The organism is Shewanella mangrovisoli (assembly GCF_019457635.1).
Taxonomy (GTDB): domain Bacteria; phylum Pseudomonadota; class Gammaproteobacteria; order Enterobacterales; family Shewanellaceae; genus Shewanella; species Shewanella mangrovisoli.
Genome location: NZ_CP080412.1, coordinates 1,139,722 through 1,161,245, shown reverse-complemented (window position 1 = coordinate 1,161,245; position 21,524 = coordinate 1,139,722). Strand labels below are relative to the sequence as shown.

At 47.3% G+C, this 21,524-nt stretch carries 15 protein-coding genes; 5 read left to right on the top strand and 10 right to left on the bottom strand.

What is annotated here, in order from left to right; all coding sequences use genetic code 11:
* Positions 1 to 130: 130 nt before the first annotated feature.
* The 3 genes from K0H60_RS05095 to K0H60_RS05085 all read right to left on the bottom strand — a co-directional run bounded on the left by K0H60_RS05095 (position 131) and on the right by K0H60_RS05085 (position 3,214).
* Positions 131 to 940 carry a M48 family metallopeptidase gene (locus tag K0H60_RS05095; protein ID WP_220057482.1) on the bottom strand — a complete coding sequence of 270 codons (810 nt, stop codon included), beginning with the start codon at positions 938 to 940 and terminating at the stop codon, positions 131 to 133.
* Positions 941 to 1,080: 140 nt separating this feature from the next.
* The gene (locus K0H60_RS05090; RefSeq protein WP_220057481.1) at positions 1,081 to 1,674 is read right to left on the bottom strand and encodes a GNAT family N-acetyltransferase; all 594 of its coding nucleotides are present in this window, start codon (positions 1,672 to 1,674) and stop codon (positions 1,081 to 1,083) included.
* A 184-nt stretch (positions 1,675 to 1,858) separates the two neighbouring features.
* Positions 1,859 to 3,214: a DEAD/DEAH box helicase gene (locus K0H60_RS05085; protein WP_220058112.1), complete on the bottom strand. Its 1,356-nt coding sequence runs from the start codon at positions 3,212 to 3,214 to the stop codon at positions 1,859 to 1,861.
* 580 nt (positions 3,215 to 3,794) lie between these two features.
* Between K0H60_RS05085 and K0H60_RS05080 the strand changes: the two genes are divergently transcribed.
* On the top strand, positions 3,795 to 4,859 hold the full coding sequence (locus tag K0H60_RS05080) for a type I restriction endonuclease (RefSeq protein ID WP_088210917.1): 1,065 nt from the start codon (positions 3,795 to 3,797) through the stop codon (positions 4,857 to 4,859).
* Positions 4,860 to 5,331: 472 nt separating this feature from the next.
* Here K0H60_RS05080 and dnaJ read toward each other — a convergent pair whose 3' ends face one another.
* Together dnaJ and dnaK are read right to left on the bottom strand one after the other, a co-directional pair.
* Entirely contained in the window at positions 5,332 to 6,462 is a 1,131-nt protein-coding gene (gene dnaJ / locus K0H60_RS05075) for a molecular chaperone DnaJ (RefSeq protein WP_220057480.1), read from the bottom strand.
* Positions 6,463 to 6,571: 109 nt separating this feature from the next.
* Positions 6,572 to 8,491 (bottom strand): molecular chaperone DnaK, encoded by a 1,920-nt coding sequence (gene dnaK / locus K0H60_RS05070; protein ID WP_011716085.1) that lies wholly within the window; start codon positions 8,489 to 8,491, stop codon positions 6,572 to 6,574.
* A 285-nt stretch (positions 8,492 to 8,776) separates the two neighbouring features.
* Between dnaK and K0H60_RS05065 the strand changes: the two genes are divergently transcribed.
* The 3 genes from K0H60_RS05065 to K0H60_RS05055 all read left to right on the top strand — a co-directional run bounded on the left by K0H60_RS05065 (position 8,777) and on the right by K0H60_RS05055 (position 10,734).
* Positions 8,777 to 9,697 (top strand): DMT family transporter, encoded by a 921-nt coding sequence (locus K0H60_RS05065; RefSeq protein ID WP_220057479.1) that lies wholly within the window; start codon positions 8,777 to 8,779, stop codon positions 9,695 to 9,697.
* Between the two features lie 133 nt (positions 9,698 to 9,830).
* Positions 9,831 to 10,307 carry a Cys-tRNA(Pro) deacylase gene (gene ybaK, locus K0H60_RS05060; RefSeq protein WP_011621747.1) on the top strand — a complete coding sequence of 159 codons (477 nt, stop codon included), beginning with the start codon at positions 9,831 to 9,833 and terminating at the stop codon, positions 10,305 to 10,307.
* Positions 10,308 to 10,431: 124 nt separating this feature from the next.
* Entirely contained in the window at positions 10,432 to 10,734 is a 303-nt protein-coding gene (locus K0H60_RS05055) for a hypothetical protein (protein WP_011716082.1), read from the top strand.
* Positions 10,735 to 10,807: 73 nt separating this feature from the next.
* On the opposite strand, the gene K0H60_RS05050 is transcribed toward K0H60_RS05055, so the two are convergent.
* The 5 genes from K0H60_RS05050 to K0H60_RS05030 form a co-directional block, all read right to left on the bottom strand.
* The gene (locus K0H60_RS05050; RefSeq protein WP_220057478.1) at positions 10,808 to 12,085 is read right to left on the bottom strand and encodes a glutamate-5-semialdehyde dehydrogenase; all 1,278 of its coding nucleotides are present in this window, start codon (positions 12,083 to 12,085) and stop codon (positions 10,808 to 10,810) included.
* A 12-nt stretch (positions 12,086 to 12,097) separates the two neighbouring features.
* A complete protein-coding gene (proB, locus tag K0H60_RS05045) occupies positions 12,098 to 13,216 on the bottom strand; it encodes a glutamate 5-kinase (RefSeq protein ID WP_220057477.1) in 1,119 nt (372 codons plus the stop codon).
* A gap of 174 nt (positions 13,217 to 13,390) precedes the next feature.
* Entirely contained in the window at positions 13,391 to 14,680 is a 1,290-nt protein-coding gene (locus tag K0H60_RS05040) for an NCS2 family permease (RefSeq protein WP_011716079.1), read from the bottom strand.
* Positions 14,681 to 15,088: 408 nt separating this feature from the next.
* Positions 15,089 to 17,278: a TonB-dependent siderophore receptor gene (locus K0H60_RS05035; protein ID WP_220057476.1), complete on the bottom strand. Its 2,190-nt coding sequence runs from the start codon at positions 17,276 to 17,278 to the stop codon at positions 15,089 to 15,091.
* Between the two features lie 918 nt (positions 17,279 to 18,196).
* The gene (locus tag K0H60_RS05030; RefSeq protein ID WP_220057475.1) at positions 18,197 to 19,735 is read right to left on the bottom strand and encodes a M17 family metallopeptidase; all 1,539 of its coding nucleotides are present in this window, start codon (positions 19,733 to 19,735) and stop codon (positions 18,197 to 18,199) included.
* A 218-nt stretch (positions 19,736 to 19,953) separates the two neighbouring features.
* Here K0H60_RS05030 and K0H60_RS05025 point away from each other — a divergent pair, with 218 nt between their 5' ends.
* Positions 19,954 to 21,417 carry an aminoacyl-histidine dipeptidase gene (locus K0H60_RS05025; protein WP_220057474.1) on the top strand — a complete coding sequence of 488 codons (1,464 nt, stop codon included), beginning with the start codon at positions 19,954 to 19,956 and terminating at the stop codon, positions 21,415 to 21,417.
* Positions 21,418 to 21,524 lie beyond the last annotated feature (107 nt).

Genomic DNA, 21,524 nt, shown 5'->3' with positions numbered 1-21,524 from the left:
ATGCTGATAAACTGACTGCTTATTTAACTTTGGCGGCGATTTTACGTAACCGATGCGTATTTATCCAGCAATAGCGCCTAATTGCGGCAAGATAAGGACGGCATCTAAACAAGCGCCACGCCCTAAATCGCTATTTCGGCAACACGCATTGGTTTTTAACACTTGCCTTTGCGCTCTGATACAAAGGCTGCATTTGCCCCTGTAATTGCTCGAGTTGGGCGATGCGGTTGCTGTTGGATGGATGGGTTGATAACAGCTCTGGCCCTTGGCTACCGCCCGCTTTCGACATATTGTGCCAGAGCACCACGCTCTGCGCTGGGTCGAACCCTGCCCTCGCCATCAACTCCAGCCCCATCACATCCGCCTCACTCTCTTGAGCGCGGCCAAAGGGTAAAATCACCCCGACCTGCGCACCTAGTCCTAAGGCCGACATATATAAGTCACGGTTTGAGACGCCACTCGCGCCAAGGGCGGCATCGGCGATTTGCATCCCCATGCCCGTCATCTGCGCCCGAGAGACCTGTTCATTACCGTGTTGGGCTAATACGTGGGCCACTTCATGGCCTAATACGGTCGCCAGTTGGTCCGGGGTACTCGCGACGTTAAGTAAGCCGGTATACACACCAATGTGTCCACCCGGCAATGCAAAGGCGTTAACTTGCTCGGAGTTGAACAAGACAACATCCCACTTCTGGCTTTGATCGGGCAGCGCCGCAGTGACGCGATTCGCCACGCAATTTACGTACTGGGTCAGCTTTTTATCGCTACTGATCTTTTGCTGCTTTTTCATTTCTTCAAAAGAAGCATCCCCCATTTGCTGCATCTGTGACGCCGAATACAGCAAGGTTTGACCCCGCCCCGTGGGCGATTTCGTGGTCGCGCAGCCTGATAATCCTAACGTGAGTCCAACCGCCACTAAGGCGAGTGTTGTTGCTTTCATAGGGAACTCCTTAATCCGAACGAGGCCGAACCTAGCAGCCAAGTGACTCAACTAATCATGATTAAGATTTTACTGAGATAGCAAGCAGAAGCCAAACGACATTCAAAACTTGCCTTAAAGCCGAGTGAACTTCGAGCAAGTTAAGGTGCTATATAGTCTTCCCTTAACATGGCATAGAGGTATTCATCGCCCCATGCGCCCTTAAAGAAGATATTTTTCACATAATGGGCTTCGCGCCGAAAACCGAGTTTTTCGAGTAATCGACAGCTGGCAAGATTTTGAGTATCGGTTATCGCAATAACACGATGTTTATCTAATTCCATAAAGAGATAATCCAGCAATGCGCTGACGGCCTCAAATGCTACCTGCTGACCTTGATACTCAGGCGCAATCGTAAAGCCGATTTCCATTTGCTGCTTATCGATAAAATGCAGCGCCAGATCGCCCACTAAGGTGGCAGGCGTCTTTGCTGATGCAGTACTGACAATAGCCAATTGAAACCAAGTGTCCGCCGCGCCAAATTGTGCGTAATCCATGTTCTCGAATAGTGCGACAGCATCGCTATAAGAGTAATCCGTCCAGCTTTGATATTTGGCGACCTTAGGCTCGGCTCGATAGGCGGTAAAAGCCTCGAGATCCGCTCGCTGAAATGGCCGAAGCGTAAAACGTTGGGTGGTTAACCCGTGATTGACCATGTGGTGAAGTGCGTTACTTATCGCTAATGTCGACGCCATGCCGGATCCTTTAATCAGAGTAAGCCTCTAATGTAAGTAAGCTTCTAATATGAACAAGCCCCTAATATGAGTAAGCCGTCAATCCCAGTTCCGAGGTGAACTATATAGTTCACCTATTAGAGTAGAGACAGGTAAACGGCCGCCAATAAGTGCTAGCAATTTATGGATAGCAGCACAGGCTCTCTCAACGCTTACCTTTAAAGGCTTTTACACTGTGCTTATTAAGACTGCGACGATTTGCCTGTTTATCCCGAGGTGGGCGCTTAGGTGCCACTTTATTATCAGTACCGCCCTCTCTGGCTCTTTCGCTCGGCTTATCAGTCACAGGAAAGTCCGCCAATGATGCTAACGGTAACTCACGCGCAGTCAAGTTTCGGATCGCGGTTAAGCTTGGCATTTCACCATGGCACACCAAAGAGATGGCGAGCCCATTAGCGCCCGCCCTTGCGGTGCGGCCAATGCGGTGCACATACACAGGCGCACTGGTAGGTAAGTCTAAGTTGATTACCACAGGCAACGCATCGACATGAATACCCCGAGCCATCAAATCCGTCGCCACCACCACTTGAATGCGATGGGCTTTAAAGTCGGCCAAGGTTTGGCTGCGCACGGTTTGATCTTTTTCGCCGTGCAGCGCAGTAGCATTTATCCCCGCCTTAACTAGTCGTTTCGCTATTGCATCTGCATCGTCGCGAGCACTGATAAACACCAGCACTTGCGGCCATTGATATTGTTTGAGTAACGCAATCAATGCCTGCGCCTTGCTGCCCTTATTGACTAAATACAGTCGCTCTACGATTTCGGCGACGACAGCATTGCGTGTACTGGCCTCAACCCGAAGAGGATTATTGCTCAGCAATTTACCCGCCAAGGCATCCAACGCCTCTGGCAAAGTGGCGGAAAACAGTAAGGTTTGCTTACACTTAGGCATCATTGCCATCAGCTTTTGCACATCGGGCCAAAATCCCATTTCCAGTAAGCGGTCGGCTTCGTCTAGCACTAGGTATTTTACCGACTCGAGACTGATATGGGACTGTGTACATAAATCCAATAACCGCCTGGGGGTTGCCACCACAAGCTGCGGTTTAGCGGCAAGTTCGGCTAATTGTTCTTCCTGCGCGATGCCGCCACAGAGAAGCTGAATATTCAAAGAAGACGATAACTTACTCGCCAGCGCGTGCAGCGCCATCGTTACCTGCTGCGCTAACTCCCGTGTCGGCACTAGCACTAAGGCCTGCGCATTGCTGGCCGAGGATAACACAGGCTTAACGCCCGCTAATACGACTTGCTGCTGAAGTTGTTGATAGACTGCTTGCAGTAAGGGCAAACCAAAAGCCAAGGTCTTACCGCTACCAGTTTGCGACAGCGCTAACACATCCCGCCCCGCAAGAATCGCCGGAATCGCTAATTGCTGCACCCGAGTCGGATGTTTGAGCGCGGCAGGCAATACCGAACATAACGCCGAATTGATGCCAAGCTCAGCAAAGGTTAACGACTCAGGAGAAGGCTCAGGGGAAGTTGAAGGCTTAGGAATGGTCATCACAACACCAATAAAAACATGGGAGCGAAAGTTTACGCAGAGTTGGCAGTTAATACCAATATTGTTTGGGCTTTGACTAAAGCCTCGGGGTAGTTGTTTCGTCATATCCAGTGACGTATCGAATTACCAACTATCGACAAGCAATCATTGAGTTAAAGGTTTTTAAATCAAAGTCGTGGGTCTTCAACCCACACCCGACCAAGAGGGGATCAACAGCAATCCCCTCTTGGATCTCCCTTGCCGCCCTAGCGAAGTTACATGCATTAGAAACTGGCTTCGTGCTTATTCGAAAATCGCTAACGCTTCCGATGGTACATCCTGTACCCCGAAAGCTAACTCGGCATCCATGCCTCGCTCACGCGATTTTCTTCAACGCCCTTCAGCAACTTCGCAGGGGAAGGTGTATACCTCTTGTTTTGTGTTCGGCTGTAAACTTTTCATAAGAGAATAGCTAACTCGTCCCGAACATTTGATTTTTATAAACCTAAAGTGTGCACAAAGTGATCAATGTTGATTTTTTGGTACAACGTTCTGATATAGGCTATGTTTGTTTACTGAGTCAAACTATGAGGCCAATAAGATGGATTTTATTGAACGTATAAATGTTTTAGCAAAACGTATTCCACAAATTCAAAGCAATTTGCAGACTGAAGAAGCTACAAAAAACGCCTTAATTATGCCTTTCTTAGATAAAGTATTAGGATGGGATGTATACGACCCAACGGAAGTTATTCCAGAGTTTACTGCTGATACGATAAACAAAAAGGGTGAAAAAGTTGATTACGCTTTGATGAAGGATGGAGAGGTTCAAATACTCATCGAATGTAAAAAATATGGTGAAAAGCTTACAATTAAACATGCTTCGCAATTATTTAGATATTTTTCAGTTACTAATGCCCGCCTTGCAATACTTACTAACGGTTCTGAATATCAAATATTTACTGACTCCGATGCTCCAAATAAAATGGATGAAAAGCCATTTTTGAAATTTGATTTAGAAGATATAGACGAACATATTATTCCAGAAGTTAGGAAACTCGCTAAATCTGTATTTAATATTGATTCTATTGTAAGTAGCGCTGGAGAGTTAAAGTATCTCAGTCAAATTAAGAAAATTGTGGCTGAGCAATTCAAAGAGCCAGAGGAAGAGTTTGTAAGATTTTTTGCTTCAAGAACGTATGAAGGTACTTTAACACCAAAAGTGAAGCAACAATTTCATGATATAACGCAAAAAGCTTTGATGCAGTTTTTGAGTGATAGCATTAATGAAAGAATAAAAACAGCATTAAATAATGATAAGTTAACTGAGGTACCACAAGCCGATGTACCTTCAACTCCCGAGGAAGAAAAGAATAAAGTAATAACGACAGAAGAAGAGGTTGAAGGTTATAACATTATCAAAGCTATCCTAAGACAGAAGGTTGATTTGAGTCGTGTTGTTGCTAGGGATACACAAAGTTATTTCGGTATATTGCTTGATGATAACAACCGTAAACCACTCTGTAGATTACATTTTAATGCAAAGCAGAAATATCTAGGCCTTTTAGATGCTGAAAAGAATGAAACAAGGCATCCAATTAATAACTTAGATGAGATATTTAACTTTAGTGAGCAATTGATGAATACAGTCAACTTTTATGAGTAGTCAATGTCTACTCGAAATGTGATGTGTATACCATCCCCCTCGGAGTTGCCGCGGGGCGAATAGGCAAATTGCGTGAGTCTCGCCATGGATGGCGAGCTAGCTTTCGCAGGTGCATGGACGCATCCTTCGGAAGCGATAGCAAATTTGCCAATGAGCACAAGGGGCTTTCAACTCCGTTGGGGCGTCATGGAGCATCCAAGGAGGATAGGACGAGCAGTCCTCCTTGGTCGGGTGTGGGGTGAAGCCCCACGACTTTGATTTTTCTTTAAAAAAGAGAAGCCTAACGCTAGGTTTAAGTCACACACAATCTCGGCTATAAAGGACAAATAGCAAAGCAGAACAATCAAACTAACATCAAACCTTTTAAGTGGTTTTTGCATAAAACAACTATAAAAAAGCCCCGCTAGTGTTAAACACTGCGGGGCTTTATTTATCTAGTGCGCTGCTAACATAGCAGCACCACCAAACCTAATTAGCTATTTAGGTCTTGGAAAAACTTCTTCACGCCATCGAAAAAGCCTTCAGCCTTTGGGCTGTGCTTCTTTGATTCACCAGTTAAGGTCGCCTCAAACTCACGCAGTAATTCTTTCTGACGCTCGTTTAGGTTGACTGGCGTTTCCATCACGACTTTGCAGAGCAAGTCGCCAACCGCATGGCTGCGAACCGATTTAACCCCTTTGCCACGCAGACGGAACATACGGCCCGTTTGCGTTTCGGCTGGGATCTTCAGGCTGACTTTGCCGTCCAGTGTTGGCACTTCAATCTCGCCGCCGAGCGCCGCTTTGCTGAATGAAATTGGCACTTCGCAGTAGAGGTTGTTGCCATCACGCACGAAAATAGCATGTTCACGTACTGTAACCTGAACGTATAAGTCGCCCGGTGGCGCACCAAACTCGCCCGCTTCACCTTCACCCGCTAAGCGGATACGGTCGCCAGTGTCGACACCCGCAGGGATCTTAACTGACAGGGTTTTGGTCTTCTCGACACGGCCATCGCCATGACACTTAGAACAAGGATCTTTAATGATCTTGCCGCGACCATGACAGGTTGGACATGGCTGTTGTACGGTGAAGAAACCTTGGCGCATTTGCACTTGGCCTTGACCATGACAGGTGCCACAGGTAGTCGCCGAAGAGCCTTTTTTCGCACCGCTGCCGTCACACACATCACAGCTGGCTAAGGTTGGAATACGTAGTTCTTTGGTGAGGCCTTTTACGGCTTCTTCCAGTGATAACTCTAGGTTGTAACGTAAATCTGAGCCGCGGGCCGCTTGGCGTTGACCGCCACGGCGTCCACCGCCGAAAATATCGCCAAAGACATCACCGAAAATATCGCCGAAATCTCCCGCACCGCCGTAGCCACCACCGCCGCGATTCGGATCCACACCCGCATGACCAAATTGGTCATAGGCCGCTTTTTTGTTGGCATCGGTAAGGATTTCGTAGGCTTCTTTAACTTCTTTAAAGCTCGCCTCGGCAGCTTTGTCGCCAGGGTTGCGATCGGGGTGAAACTTCATCGCCAAACGCTTGTAGGCTTTTTTAATTTCACGTTCGCTGGCGTCACGACCAACGCCTAATACTTCGTAATAATCTCGCTTTGACATAATCTCATGCTTCTCAGCTTAAGTTGAACGAACGGGCGTTAGGGTTTCCCCGTAACGCCCGCCTAGAAATTAACTATTTGAAATCAATCAATTTGATTGAGAGCAAATGTTATTTCTTGTCGTCTTTCACTTCTTCAAATTCAGCATCGACAACGTCATCGGCAGTCGCGTTAGACTGTTTAGCAGCACCTTCTTGTGCGCCGCCTTGAGTTTGAGCTTTAGCCTGAGCAATTTCCATCAGCTTAGCAGACGCTTCAATCAGCTCTTGAGTCGCTTTTTCAATGGCTTCTTTGTCGTTGCCTTTAGTTGCAACTTCAACTGCGCTCATTGCCGCTTCAATCTTAGCTTTGTCGTCTGCTGGCAGTGCATCGCCCGCTTCTTCAACTTGTTTCTTAGTTGCGTGAACTAAGCCGTCAGCTTGGTTGCGAGATTGCACTAACTCTTCAAACTTCTTGTCTTCTTCAGCGTGTGCTTCAGCGTCACGTACCATTTGCGCCACTTCTTCTTCGCTTAAGCCTGAAGAAGCTTTGATGGTGATGTTTTGTTTCTTACCGGTTTTCTTGTCGGTGGCAGAAACATGCAGAATACCGTCAGCGTCGATATCGAACATCACTTCGATTTGTGGCATGCCACGTGGTGCTGGCTCAATACCGTCAAGGTTGAACTGACCTAATGACTTGTTCGCGCTCGCTTGCTTACGCTCACCTTGCAGTACGTGAATGGTTACTGCGCTTTGGTTGTCATCGGCTGTTGAGAACACTTGCTGTGCCTTAGTCGGAATAGTCGTGTTTTTCTCAATCAGCTTGGTCATTACGCTGCCCATGGTTTCGATACCCAGAGACAGTGGTGTTACGTCTAACAGCAGAACGTCTTTCACGTCGCCTGACAGTACGCCCGCTTGAATCGCAGCACCTACGGCTACGGCTTCGTCTGGGTTAACGTCTTTACGAGGTTCTTTACCGAAGAAGTTAGAAACCGCTTCTTGAACCTTAGGCATACGGGTTTGACCGCCCACTAAAATCACTTCGTTAATGTCTGATACTGATAAGTCAGCGTCAGCCAGTGCCACTTTTAATGGCTCTAAGGTACGAATGATTAAGTCTTCAACCAGTGACTCTAACTTAGCACGGGTGATTTTCACCACTAAGTGCTTAGGACCTGTTGCATCGGCAGTGATGTATGGCAGGTTCACTTCGGTTTGGTTGGTGCTTGAAAGCTCAATCTTCGCCTTTTCAGCCGCTTCTTTCAGACGTTGCATTGCTAATGGATCTTTACGCAGATCTAAGCCTTGCTCTTTCTTGAATTCGTCAGCTAAGTAGTTGATTAAACGGTTGTCAAAGTCTTCACCACCTAAGTGAGTGTCACCGTTAGTCGCTAATACTTCGAAGGTTTGGTCGCCGTCGTTGCTGTCGATTTCGATGATAGAGATATCGAATGTACCACCACCTAAGTCGTACACTGCAACGATGTTGTCGCCTTGCTTCTTATCGATACCGTAGGCCAGTGCTGCAGCCGTTGGTTCGTTGATAATACGTTTAACTTCAAGACCTGCGATGCGGCCCGCATCTTTAGTGGCTTGACGTTGTGAATCGTTAAAGTATGCAGGAACGGTAATTACCGCTTCTGTCACTTCTTCACCTAAGAAGTCTTCTGCTGTTTTCTTCATCTTTTTCAAGATTTCAGCAGAAACCTGTGGTGGAGCCATTTTGTTGCCACGTGATTCAACCCATGCATCACCGTTGTCGGCTGCAATGATTTTGAATGGCATGATGTTCACGTCACGTTGAACTTCGTCATCTTTGAAGCGACGACCGATCAAACGCTTGATCGCGAAGAATGTATTATTTGGGTTAGTTACAGCTTGGCGTTTTGCTGGCTGACCCACGATGGTCTCATCATCGGTGTAAGCGATGATAGACGGGGTTGTGCGATCGCCTTCTGCATTCTCTAATACGCGTGCTTTGCCACCATCGAGGACAGCTACACAAGAGTTTGTTGTGCCTAAGTCGATACCAATAATTTTACCCATGAGGTCCTCCGAAAAATTTCTGTCTAACTAAATTTATAAGTTGGTTTTGATATGGGGCCGGACGGTTTTTTTTCAAGTCCACTGTTGGCCACCTTCTCTGCCTTAACACCTATATTGGGACAGGGAATTTAATTACAAGGGCCGATAAAAAATTTTTCTGATTTATCTTTTCAAAGGGCTCGACTGTATAAAATATTCAAAACCGAAAAATCCGCTTGCTTATCAGCAATAGCTGTTATTCAATCTGCGCACATTGAGTAATGTTTAAGCGCATAGGGTAATAGTGTGAAATCTTCAAATTTGGCGTATGTGTACGGCATGGCCGCGGTATTCCTCTGGTCGACGGTGGCAACCGCCTTTAAGATTGCCCTCGGATTTTATAGCCCGTTACAACTGGTGTTTGTGGCAGTACTCACCTCAATCATCGCCCTAGGTGCCATTCTCGCTTGGCAGAAAAAACTGCCGCTTCTTAAAGCGCAGCTCCTGCGTCGCCCGGCGTTTTATCTGGTTACCGGGCTGATTAATCCCTTTCTGTATTATGTGGTACTGTTTAAAGCCTATTCACTGTTACCCGCCCAGCAGGCGTTATCGCTTAATTACACTTGGGCGGTGTTATTACCTTTACTTGCCGCGCCACTGTTAAAACAGGTACTACGTAAGAGCGATATCGCCGCTGCGCTGATTGCCTACTCGGGGGTATTTATTATTGCAACCGGTGGCGATATAAGTGATTTTCGCTTCGACAGTCCGCTTGGGATTGGTCTGGCACTCATAAGTACCCTGCTGTGGTGTTTATATTGGATAGTGAATACCAAAGATCAGGGCGATCCTGTCGTTAGCTTGCTGCTGAGCTTTATCATCGGCCTACCTTTTATTCTGGTGACACTGCTATTAACTGACACCCTACCCAGTTTTAGTACTGATGCAGTGCTTGCGGGCATGTATGTCGGACTCTTTGAGATGGGCATTACCTTTGTGCTCTGGTTAATGGCACTTAAAACCGCGACTCGCACGGCCAATATCAGTACCTTAGTATTTTTATCGCCAGTGATGTCGATTGGTTTTATTGCCTGGATTCTGCAAGAAACTATCGCCACCGCAACGTATATTGGATTAGGTTTTATTTTGAGTGGCATGATGTTGCAGCAGTTATTCCCGCGCTATCTGGAGCGCAAAACCAAGCTCAATGCCAAGCTTGCAGACTGAGTAAGGCGTATCACACGGGCATAGGCAATTTATGCCCGAGCTAACATTTTGACGCCGCAGAAAGGGCTACTATGGCGGACTTTTATTGCCCCTAGACTTTTATTGCACCTAATTGGGGCGCGAGGACGAAAGCATGACACCAGCCGTACAAATGGCAAAGAAAGCCAAAATTCCCTTTGAAATCTTAGAATACAGTCACGACCCACACTGCGCCGCCTATGGCGAGGAAGCCGCCAATGTGTTGGGGCTCGCCCCCGCGCAGGTATTTAAAACCTTACTGGTTGCGACCGATAAAGCCCATCCTCCGCTTGCCGTCGCGCTGGTGCCCGTTGACCATCAACTCAATTTAAAAGCTGTCGCTAAATGTTTAGGCCAGAAGAAACTGCAAATGGCCGATGCGGATTTAGCACAAAAATCCTCTGGCTACCTCGTTGGCGGCATTAGCCCCCTAGCTCAGAAAAAACAGCTGCCAACGCTAATCGATGCGACGGCTCAGCAATTCGATAAAATCTATGTGAGTGCCGGCCGCCGCGGCCTTGAAATCTGCCTTGCGGCGAATGACTTAGCAAAATTATGCCGCGGGTCTTTTGCGGATATTAAAACCCTTTAAGGCAAAACATCAGATATTGCTAAAATATGCTGGGAGCATCACAGCATTTATCCTCAACAGAGTTGAAAACTGCAGCATATCCGTCTATAAATTGAACTGTACAAAGACGACTAAGGATAGTCAGATGGAAAAATCAACTCAATGGAATCAAGAAGATGGCATAAGCCCTATCGGTTGGGTCGCCATGCTCATTTGTATTGCCCTTTTTATCTATGAGCATTTTTTCGGAAATGGTTTCACAACCATGGTGGTGATGCTCTATTGCACTTTTTTACTTCCCTCGGTACTGATCACCCGCAGAGTGCAGGAGAAGTATTTTTTGTATACCTTGGAGTACATTAGAGCCTTTCGTAAGTTCACCACTGCGATGTCGGTAGCATTTCTGTGCCTATGGTTAATTGCCACTTACACCCCGCTTATCCATTAACCGAGATATTTGCCAACAAAAAAAGCCGCTATTGCGGCTTTTTTAATGGAACGATTTGATAAAACGATAAGGACTAAGCGCGGCTGGTGTAATCACCCCATGCTAACCACTTATAGGTGGTCAGCGCCTCAAGCCCCATAGGACCACGGGCATGGAGTTTTTGAGTGCTCACTGCCACCTCGGCCCCTAAGCCAAATTGGCCGCCATCGGTAAAGCGGGTGCTGGCATTCACATACACAGCAGCCGAATTCACTTCGTTCATAAAATGCGTTGCCGCATGAATATCATCGGTGAGAATCGCCTCAGAGTGTCCACTGGAATAGGTACGGATATGGGCAATGGCTATATCTATGTCGCTCACCACTTTAATGCCTAAGGTCAAAGACAGCCATTCGGTCGCAAAGCTTTGCTCTGTTGCTGGGGAAATATCAAAACCCAGCCCATCGAGCAGTGCATAGCTTTGTTCACACACTGAAAAACGCACACCTAAGCGGTGTAAGTACTCGGCAATTTGCGGCACAAAGCGCTCGGCAACCGCGGTATCCACCAGCAAGGTGTCTAACGCATTACACACAGTTGGGCGCTGCACTTTTGCGTTAGCAATCACCTCGAGCGCGCGCTCTAGATCGGCATGTTTATCGACATACAGATGACAAATCCCAATACCGCCTAAAATCACCGGAATTGTCGCTTGCTCGGCGCAAAGGCGCTGTAATGCTTGTCCGCCACGGGGGACTATCATATCGACATATTGGTTGAGCTTGAGTAGACCAGTGACTAAGGCTCTATCGGGAGAATCAATCAGCTGCACCGCATCGACTGGCAGACCTTGGCTCGCAATCGCGCCACGGATCACTTCACTAATCAGTTTGTTAGATTCGAGCGTCTCTTTTCCACCGCGCAAAATCACAGCGTTACCGGTTTTAAGTGCCAATACCGCAATATCAACCGTCACATTCGGCCGCGCCTCATAGATAACTCCAATCACGCCCAGCGGTACGCGGCGGCGCGTGAGCCTTAACCCATTGTCCAACACTCGACTGCCAAACTCTTCGCCAACGGGATCGGCAAGACGCACCACATCGCCGATATCACCGATAATCCCCGCCAGACGCGACTCGTTAAGCAACAGCCTATCGATCATTGCATCATTCAAGCCTTCAGCCTTAGCGGCGGCAACGTCTTTGGCATTAGCCGCAAGAATCGCCTGAGTATTTTGCGTCAGGGTCTCGGCAATCGCCTCGAGTAAATCCGCTTTCTGTGCGGCACTGAGATTCGCTAAGGCATAGCTGGCTTGCTTAGCCTGGCTGCCCAGTTGTTGTAAATATTGCGCTTGATTAGTTTGACTCAAAACAGACCTCGCTTATAAGACGACCATGTCGTTGCGGTGCACTATTGCGTCACCATAATCGTAACCGAGCACTGACTCGATTTCGTCGGAATGTTTACCCGCAATTAACCCTAAGGCATCACCACAGTAGCGAGTGATGCCTCTGGCAATGATTTTGCCTTTTTGGTCAACCAATTGCAGGGTTGCACCACGTTCAAATTCCCCTTTAACGCCAATAATGCCCTTCGATAACAGGCTGCGACCTTTTTCGGTCACGGCTTTCACCGCGCCCGCATCGAGCACCAGTGAACCTTGGGCGGCAGGTCCCGCTAAAATCCACTGTTTGCGGCTCTCTAACGGATTTTCGATGGCACTAAAATGGGTGCCGACAGACTCTTTGCCGACAACTTTTTTAATCACATCGGGGTGATGACCCGAGGCAATCACCACTTCAATGCCCGCACGGCGAGCAATATCCGCAGCTTCTAGCTTAGTCGACATTCCGCCCGTACCTAACCCAGAAACCGAACCACCCGCTAACAGGCGCAGACTGTCGTCAATTTTCTCGACCTGCGAAATCAGCTTAGCATTAGGGTTAGTGCGCGGATCGGCATCGAATAAGCCCTTTTGATCCGTCAATAAAATCAACAGGTCGGCATCACACAACAGTGCCGCACGCGCCGACAAGTTGTCGTTGTCGCCCACTTTGATTTCATTAGTGGCGACAGCATCGTTTTCATTGATGATGGGGATAATATTGTTTGCCAGCAAGGCATTAAGGGTATCGCGGGCATTCAAATAGCGCTCTCTATCGTGTAAGTCAGCACGGGTCAGCAGCAATTGCCCCACATGTAAACCGTAGATGCTAAAGAGTTGCGCCCAAGCGAGAATAAGCTGACTCTGCCCGACAGCGGCTAATAACTGTTTATTGGCCATAGTGTCGGGCAATACCGGGTATTGGAGATGTTCGCGTCCGGCGGCAATTGCGCCAGAAGTGCATAATACGACTTCGACCCCTGATCTCATCAGTGCGGCCATTTGACGAGCAAGCTCAACCATATGGGCTTTATCTAGCTGTTTACTGCCAGACGTCAGCACACTCGTCCCTAACTTCACTACCACGCGGCGATACGCAATCTCACTTAAATTCATTATTCATATGTAGAAAATAACCGGATAATCCTTATACCTAATCCGCAGAGCAATTGGTAGTTAGTGGGCAGTATGTTGGTAGAAATTTTCAATTCTGCTTGGGATCGCGCATAAAAAAGGGCCATCGATTAGATGACCCTCAAAAAAACCGCCTAATTGGCGACTGGCGAAGTATCAGCCGTAAATAAATTTCGCAATAAACATCGCCGCGAGCACAATCACCCCGATATTTAAATCGCTAAAACGGCCTGTTAACAGTTTGATGGCGGCATAGGAAATAATCCCCAGCGCAATCCCTGTGGCGATAGAGAAAGTTAACGGCATTAGGATACAGACCACAACTACTGGCGCAGCTTCTGTTAAATCTTCCCATTCGACGTGAACCAGTCCGGACATCATCAGAATCGCCACATAGAACAGCGTACCAGCCGTGGCATAGGCGGGGATCATCCCTGCTAATGGTGATAGAAATAAGGCCAAGATAAACAGTAAACCGACCACGACAGCGGTTAAGCCAGTGCGACCACCTGCACTCACCCCTGCGGTGCTTTCGATATAACTGGTAGTCGTTGACGTGCCTAAGGCTGCGCCCGCAATCGTCGCTAAACTGTCAGCGGTTAAGGCACGGTTTAAGCGAGGTAAACGGCCTTTTTCATCGAGGAAACCACCGCGCTGCGCCACCGCAACTAAGGTGCCCGAGGTATCAAAAAGATCCACAAATAAAAAGGCAAACACCACGGACAGCATTGTTACTTCAAATACTTGGGATAAATCCATCGCCATAAAGGTCGGTGCGACTGAAGGCGGCATAGAGACGATGCCGTTGTAATGCACATCACCGAAGATTAATCCGAGTCCTGTGATAATAAGGATGCTTAAAATCACCGCTGACTTCATGCCACGTTGCACCATGGCGATGATAAGGAAGAAACCTAACACGGCCATTACCGCAGGGAAGGCGGTGATATCACCCATGGTCACTAAGGTTGCAGGGCTTGCGACCACAATGCCAGCACTCTTAAGACCGATCAACGCGAGGAATAAACCAATACCCGCGGCAATACCGATACGCAGCGACATAGGAATACTGTTCACAATCCACTCGCGAATACGCACTAGAGACAGAATTAAAAAGCAAATTCCCGACAGGAAAACTGCGCCGAGTGCCGTTTCCCAGCTGTAACCCATTTCACCCACGACTGTGTAGGTAAAAAAGGCATTGAGTCCCATACCTGGGGCCAGTGCAATGGGATAGTTCGCCATGACACCCATCACAATACATCCCACCGCCGCCGCTAAACAGGTGGCCACAAACACGGCGCCATGATCCATACCCGCATCGGCTAACATCATTGGATTCACAAAAATGATGTAGGCCATAGTCATAAATGTTGTCAAACCTGCTATCGCTTCCTGCTTGAGGCTCGTTTGATTTTGTTTCAGTTTGAACAGCTTTTCTAACATGGAACTGGGTTCCTTTTCTTTTAAAGTAGGTAGGGTCAAAAATGTAAACACTATGTAGTCGTGTTTTTCGCTGGGGATTATAGGGAGTTTATGCTGGTCAGGCCAGAAAATTGATGGAGATTTTCTTGATAGAAATCGCTAAACAGAACAAAAAACCAGCGAGCTTAATTTACATTAAAGCTCACGCTAAATAGGGGTTAGCAAGCCAATCTTAATACCGGGAAAATTCAAACGTCGTTCAGGATGAACAGCACATTGTTTTTAAAGCGAAATAATCGCAAAACAGCACAATGCTTATCCCATGCAGACATATTCGGTCGCCTCTGCGCCAAAAATCGTAGTGAAGTCGATAGCAAAAAGCCGGTGCCCTTAAGGGCGCCGGCTTTTTGAGTTCAACGGGGAAAATGCTTAGAAGCGATAGTTAAAGCTAACGGTAAAGTTACGTGGCGCACCGTAGTGATATACGCTATAAGCTTCTGGCAAATAACTAGAGGTTGACATATAGGCGTAATATTTCTCATCCAGTAAATTCTCTACGTTAACCTGCAGATCCATATTTTCAGCCAGATCGTAGCGCGCCATCAGATTCACCAAAGAATAGGCATCCTGCGTGATAGTGACATTGCCACCTGTAGAATAACTGTCGCTTTGCCAATTCACTCCACCACCAATGGTTAACTCTGGTAATAAATCCACAAATTGATAGGTAGTAAAGAGTTTAAATTGCTTACGTGGACTGGTTGTATCCAGCTTATTTCCTTCAGCATCTTCGGCTTTAAATTGTGAATAGCCTGCTGAAATATTCCAACCGTCGATAAACTCCCCAACAACTTCTAACTCGAAGCCCTTACTTTCCGTACCTTGGATAGCATAGTATGCGGTCGTTTGGCCGTTGGCGATTTGCTCTTCAGTCGGTACAAAGTCCGGATCTTGTTTACCAAAGTTATCCTGCTCGATTTTAAACAATGCTAGCGATGTATGCAGACGGTCATCTAAATACGCACTTTTTAAACCAATCTCATATGCTTTCCCCTCTAATGGGTCAAGATAATCGCCACTCGCATCCTGTTTATTCTGCGGATTAAAAATCCCGGTATAGCTGGCGTAAATACGGTGCTCTTCATTGATATCGTATAAAGCACCAACATAGGGTACAAACACGCCATCATCGCCAAAGTTAGTATCGGTACCATAGCTCACGCCTTCACGGTTCCAGCTTGAGATACGTCCACCGGCAATCAGTTTGAAATCATCGGTGATGGTCAGGCGAGTCGCCGCATAAAAACCTTTTTGCTCGGTATCCATATTGAGCTGACGGTTCGCATTGGTCGACCATTCAGGCTCGGCAAACTGATTTTGTTGCCATTCGTAGAAGTTATCGACCACTTGGGAGTCCCAACCCGCCATATTGTCACGGATAGGCTCATAGGTATCGGCGTAGGACTTTTGCTTACTATACAAGGCGCCTGTCACAAACTCATGGGTTTGACCAAAGAGGTCATAGTCGCCCTTAAGCTGAACATCAAAGTTATTCGAGTTACTTTCACCATGGCTGTGATAACGCTGACCACTGAGCCCAGCACCCGTGTCTTTATCGAGTAAACCCGACATGTAGATCATCTTAGTGGTGGTTTCATATTCCATGCGGTTGTAGTTAGCGACTAGTTGCCAACCATTGCTGAAGTAATGATTTAGGTTAGCAAAGTAGTTGATGTTTTTGGTTTCCCAGCGGCTCCAATCGGCAGCTGTGGTGGCCGATGTATCCCAATCTGTGGCAGAACCATCACTAAAGACAGCGGGCAACGCGCCCCACATAGCACCTTTTGGATCGTTGTGGTTATAGCTAGCACCGACACGCAGTAAAGTGTTGGCGGAGATATCGCTATCGACAACACCATAGAGAATGGTTTTACGGTCTTGATACAGATTTTGGTAAGAATCGCTATTCACATACTTAGCGACTAAACGGCCACGGACACTGCCGTCTTCATTCAAACCATTGGACACATCCGCAGTGACTTGTTTTTTATCCCAACTTCCCGTTGCGACATCCACATAACCTTTAAGATCTGAGCTGTCGGCATGCTTACGCACTAAGTTAATCGAGGCCGAAGGATCGCCTGCGCCCGTTAATAAACCGGTAGCACCACGCACAACTTCAACGCGCTCGTAGATAGACACATCCGATACCGTTTCGCCAGCATCGCCGCCTAAACTCCAAGATAAAGGCACACCATCAATTTGATAGTTTTGCACGGTAAAACCGCGGGCCGAAAAACCGTTACGCACGTTATCGGTTTTTGAAGAAGACAGGCCCACAGTGTTATTCACCACGTCGACCACAGTATTTAACGCCTGATCTTCAATCCGATCCGCCGTCATGATGCTGACCGACTGTGGCGTTTCCCGCAACGTGAGTCCGAGACCTGTCGCTGTATCAATATTTCGACTCACAGTGTATTTACCCATCACTGTAATTTTTTCGATATTTTGATCTTGTGTCTCTGTTTTAGAAGAGGTTTGTTCTTCGGCCATCAACGCCAAAGGATTCAATGCTAGTGTTACCGCAGCCGCAAGAGGAAGTAGATTAAAACGCATAGTCGTTCAGCAAGTTTTGTTAAGGTGCGCATACGGTAACACCATTGAGAACGATTTGCATTTGTATTTTATGTGATAAATATAACAAATTTATCATTCTTAAGTCGTATCAAATAAAAGCTGCACTCACAAAAAAGTTTTACGCTTTAAAAACAAATAATTAAAGAAACTCATCAACACTGGACATTTTTTGCCATTAGGCAAAAATTTTTTGACGAGATACTAGGATATGAGCGAAATCAGTTATCTAAGCTGAAAAACAGGTAAAAAAAAGCCTGCTCAATGAGCAGGCAAGACATATTTCAAGCGTCCCTTTCGGGGAAGTACATTACCGCGCTAGCGGAAAAACCTGGCATACCCATTCAAAAACACCGATATGCTACTTGAGTCTAAACACGCCAAAAAGGCGATACAAAGGTTGATGGATGATGGAAACTAGGTTTAAAGGGATAGTTAGCCCTTAAAGCTCATAGCGAATAAACCGCCACGCAAAACATCTGAGTTAATCCAAGTGTTTTGCCAAACAAAGTGATTCTTGCCTGTATAAGACATAGTCAATTACTCCTAAGTAAAGTTGAGATTAAGTACTCTAGTAAAGCTTGGCTCGGTTCCTTGGAACTAGAGATTCTCAAATCCGTTGAGACGACTTGTCACTCGGGTCCTTGGAGAAGGATATCCATCCTGGATAGACTAGAGGGGATGGGCGCATTGCCCTGTCCACGAAAACCATTATATGTTTTCGTAGTTTTATTACAAGCTTTATTTGTATTTTTTTTAATTAAGGCTTTTTAATGTAATTTAATTACGTAAAACCATCAAAAATCTTGGCGACCTGCGTCACATAAAAACAGAAATAATCCTGTAACCACCTAATAAGTAAGATATTACAGAATTATTTCTATTTATTACGTAAAATTGTTAACGATTGATCAGATATTGATACAGACCGACTAAGGGACTCGCTGTGGGTTTACCATATAGCGGATCGCCCTCAGTGGCACTGCCGGCAATATCTAAGTGTGTGTAAGCTAAAGGAATTGCGGCGTTAACACCATGTTCAAACAATCCCGAAGCCTTGAGCAGAAACGCTGCAGGATATTGATGCCCACGGGCCGTCACCGAAGATGGCGCATTGTTAGAAGATAAAATATCGGCCGCCCCCGACACTTCGCGGATCTTGGCAAAGTCCTCACGACGTAATGTAGAAACCTCAAAGGGTTCGCCCCATTGGCTTGCCTGTAACGCGAGTGTCTGCGCACACTGGGCGCCACTGGCGACCGCATTTTCAACCGCAGCAGGATAATTACCATAGCAACGCACCACATGGCCCGTCAGCGTTGCGACTGAGAACAGCTCTGGTTGCATCGCCGAGACCGCTTTAATACGCAGATGACTTAACAGGTCTGCCAATACTAAGCGCCCTTCCGCATCCGTATTACCAATTCGTACCCGTACGCCCGCATGGCTAGTGATAATTTCATCGGTGACAAAGGCTTCGCTGCCAATGCTATTACGCACTAAGCCCAGTTCGGCGATCACCCGGATCCCTTTAGGCTTGAGCATTGACAAGGTTTTAAATAACCCCGCCACGGCAGAGGCGCCGCCTTTATCGCGACTCATGCCGGCCATTGCGCCGCCCACTTTCAGATCGGCACCGCCCGTATCGTAAACCACGCCTTTGCCAGCAAATAAGAAGGTACGAGTAATCTCACCCTCAGGCAGATATTCGAGTTTCACCACCCGCGGTTGATGCCGGCCAACGGCAAAGGAAGAACGTGCCACCGCACTTAACAGTGGATAATCTCGCTCGAGAATATCCCTATCTTCCACCACTGCGGTTTTGATCACGCTGCCTTTAAAGGCTTGCAAACAATATTCGGCAAAAGCCTTAGCCGACATACGCTCAGGTTCAGTGCCACATAAATCCCGAGCCAACACACGGCCAGCTTCTAATGCGTTGAGCAAGGAGCTCTTTTCAGCTGATAAAGACAACAACCCTATGGCTTCAAAGGCAGGCGTTAAGCCCGTTGTCTCGCGCAATTCTAAGGTTTGCCATAATTCTTGGCCGCAGGCGAGCGCCGCAACCTCACTCGCAAAACCAAACTTAGGCGTGGTAGAAGGCACAACATACAGTAGAGGACGCTTAGCGCCCGCGTCTTTAGCGATAGCAATCGCGGCTCTTGCCGCATCGCCATAAATACGCACATCGGCATAATCATCAGCCACTTGAGTGACGGGCGCTATGATTAAACGGCCACCAGCTAAACCGGGGGCAAACAGTAATGTCGGGCTCTTACCGACACGCTTATCGACCTTAGCGCCATGCTCGGCCAATAAACTGATCTCATCAATTCCGATAGAAACGAGATCCGGAGTGACCACCACAACCGCATCCCAACCTTCACCATCAAAAATGGCATTTTCTGCTTGTACATCAACAAAGTTAACTTGAAACATGACCCATCCTTTTTCATTATTGTGCCTGCATTATTCCCGCTATAACGCTTAATTACCAATCAAAAAATCCCTTTGTCCCCATCGAAAAGACCGAGGGTGGCAACTTTCGCTGCCACAAGCACACAGAGGCTTATCGAGAAGATTAATCGGCCGAGCAGAATGTGGTAGGATCAAGCCAAATTTGCCCTATACCCACAAGACCTGATGAGGGACCTCCTGTGACAGCGTTAAGTCAGTTATACCCACAGCCTTTATGGCAATGGTTCGAACAAATCTGTGCAATTCCCCACCCTTCCAAACATGAACAAGCACTCAGCCAACACATCCAAGCCTGGGCTAAGAGTAAACAGCTCGATGTAGTAGAAGATGCGGTCGGCAATTTAATCATTCGCAAACCCGCAACGTCGGGAATGGAAGATCGCAAAATCGTCGTGATCCAAGCCCACATCGATATGGTGCCGCAAAAGAATGCCGACAAAGTGCATGACTTTACCAAAGATCCTATCGAAGCCTATGTTGACGGTGACTGGGTAAAAGCCAAGGGCACTACCTTAGGCGCCGACAATGGTATTGGCATGGCATCCGCCTTAGCGATTTTAGGTAGCAACGATATCAAACACGGCCCACTGGAAGTGCTGCTCACGATTGATGAAGAAGCGGGCATGACAGGCGCCTTCGGCCTGCAAGCGGGTATGCTGGATGCTGAGATCCTGATCAACACCGACTCAGAGCAAGAAGGTGAGATCTACATGGGTTGTGCTGGCGGTGTCGATGCCCAGATCACTCTGCCTATGGTATGGCAAGCGTCGGAGCAAAGTTACGCATCATTTAGCCTGCATTTATCGGGCTTAAAAGGCGGTCACTCTGGGGTTAACATCCATTTAGGTCGCGGTAACGCCAACAAGCTTCTCGCGCGCTTCCTGTTTGAAAATGCGGATGAATTAGCACTGGAATTAACCCAATTTACCGGTGGTTCACTGCGTAATGCCATCCCACGCGAAGCCAATATCAGCTTTATGTTACCCGCTGAAAATGTCGATGCACTGAATGAAAAAGTGCGTGCTTTTGAAGCCTTAGTCCGCGCAGAGCTGGCCATTGCCGACCCAGACATGCGTTTAGTGTTGAGCGAAATCCCGACACCAAAACGCGTGATGAGTGAAAACAGCCAAAACACCCTGATCGACCTGCTGCATGTATGCCCTAATGGCGTGATGCGTATGAGCGATGAAGTCGCGGGCGTGACTGAAACCTCACTCAACGTAGGCGTGATCAGCACTAACGATGAAGAAGTTAGCATTCTGTGCTTAATTCGCTCGCTCATCGATTCAGGCCGCACTCAGGTTGAAGGCATGCTCAATGCGCTAACCAACCTCGCGGGAGCTGAAATTGAATTCAGTGGCGCTTACCCAGGTTGGAAGCCTGATAACAGCTCACCCGTAATGGCGATTGTGCGTGAGACCTACGAGTCTATCTACCTTAAAGAACCGGTTATCATGGTGATCCACGCGGGTCTTGAATGTGGTCTGTTCAAGAAGCCTTATCCAGAAATGGACATGGTGTCGATTGGCCCTACCATCCGTTATCCACATGGCCCAGATGAAATGGTCAATATCACCACAGTTGGTCAATACTGGGATCTGCTATTAGCCGTGCTAGAGCGCATTCCCGCTAAAGGTGAATAATCACTTCAGGTGAATAGTCGCTAAGCTGACTTTAATTAAAGGCCGCAGAGGGTTTACCCATGCGGCCTTTTTGTTGCTTCTATTTACGCACTGCGTAAGGCTAATTG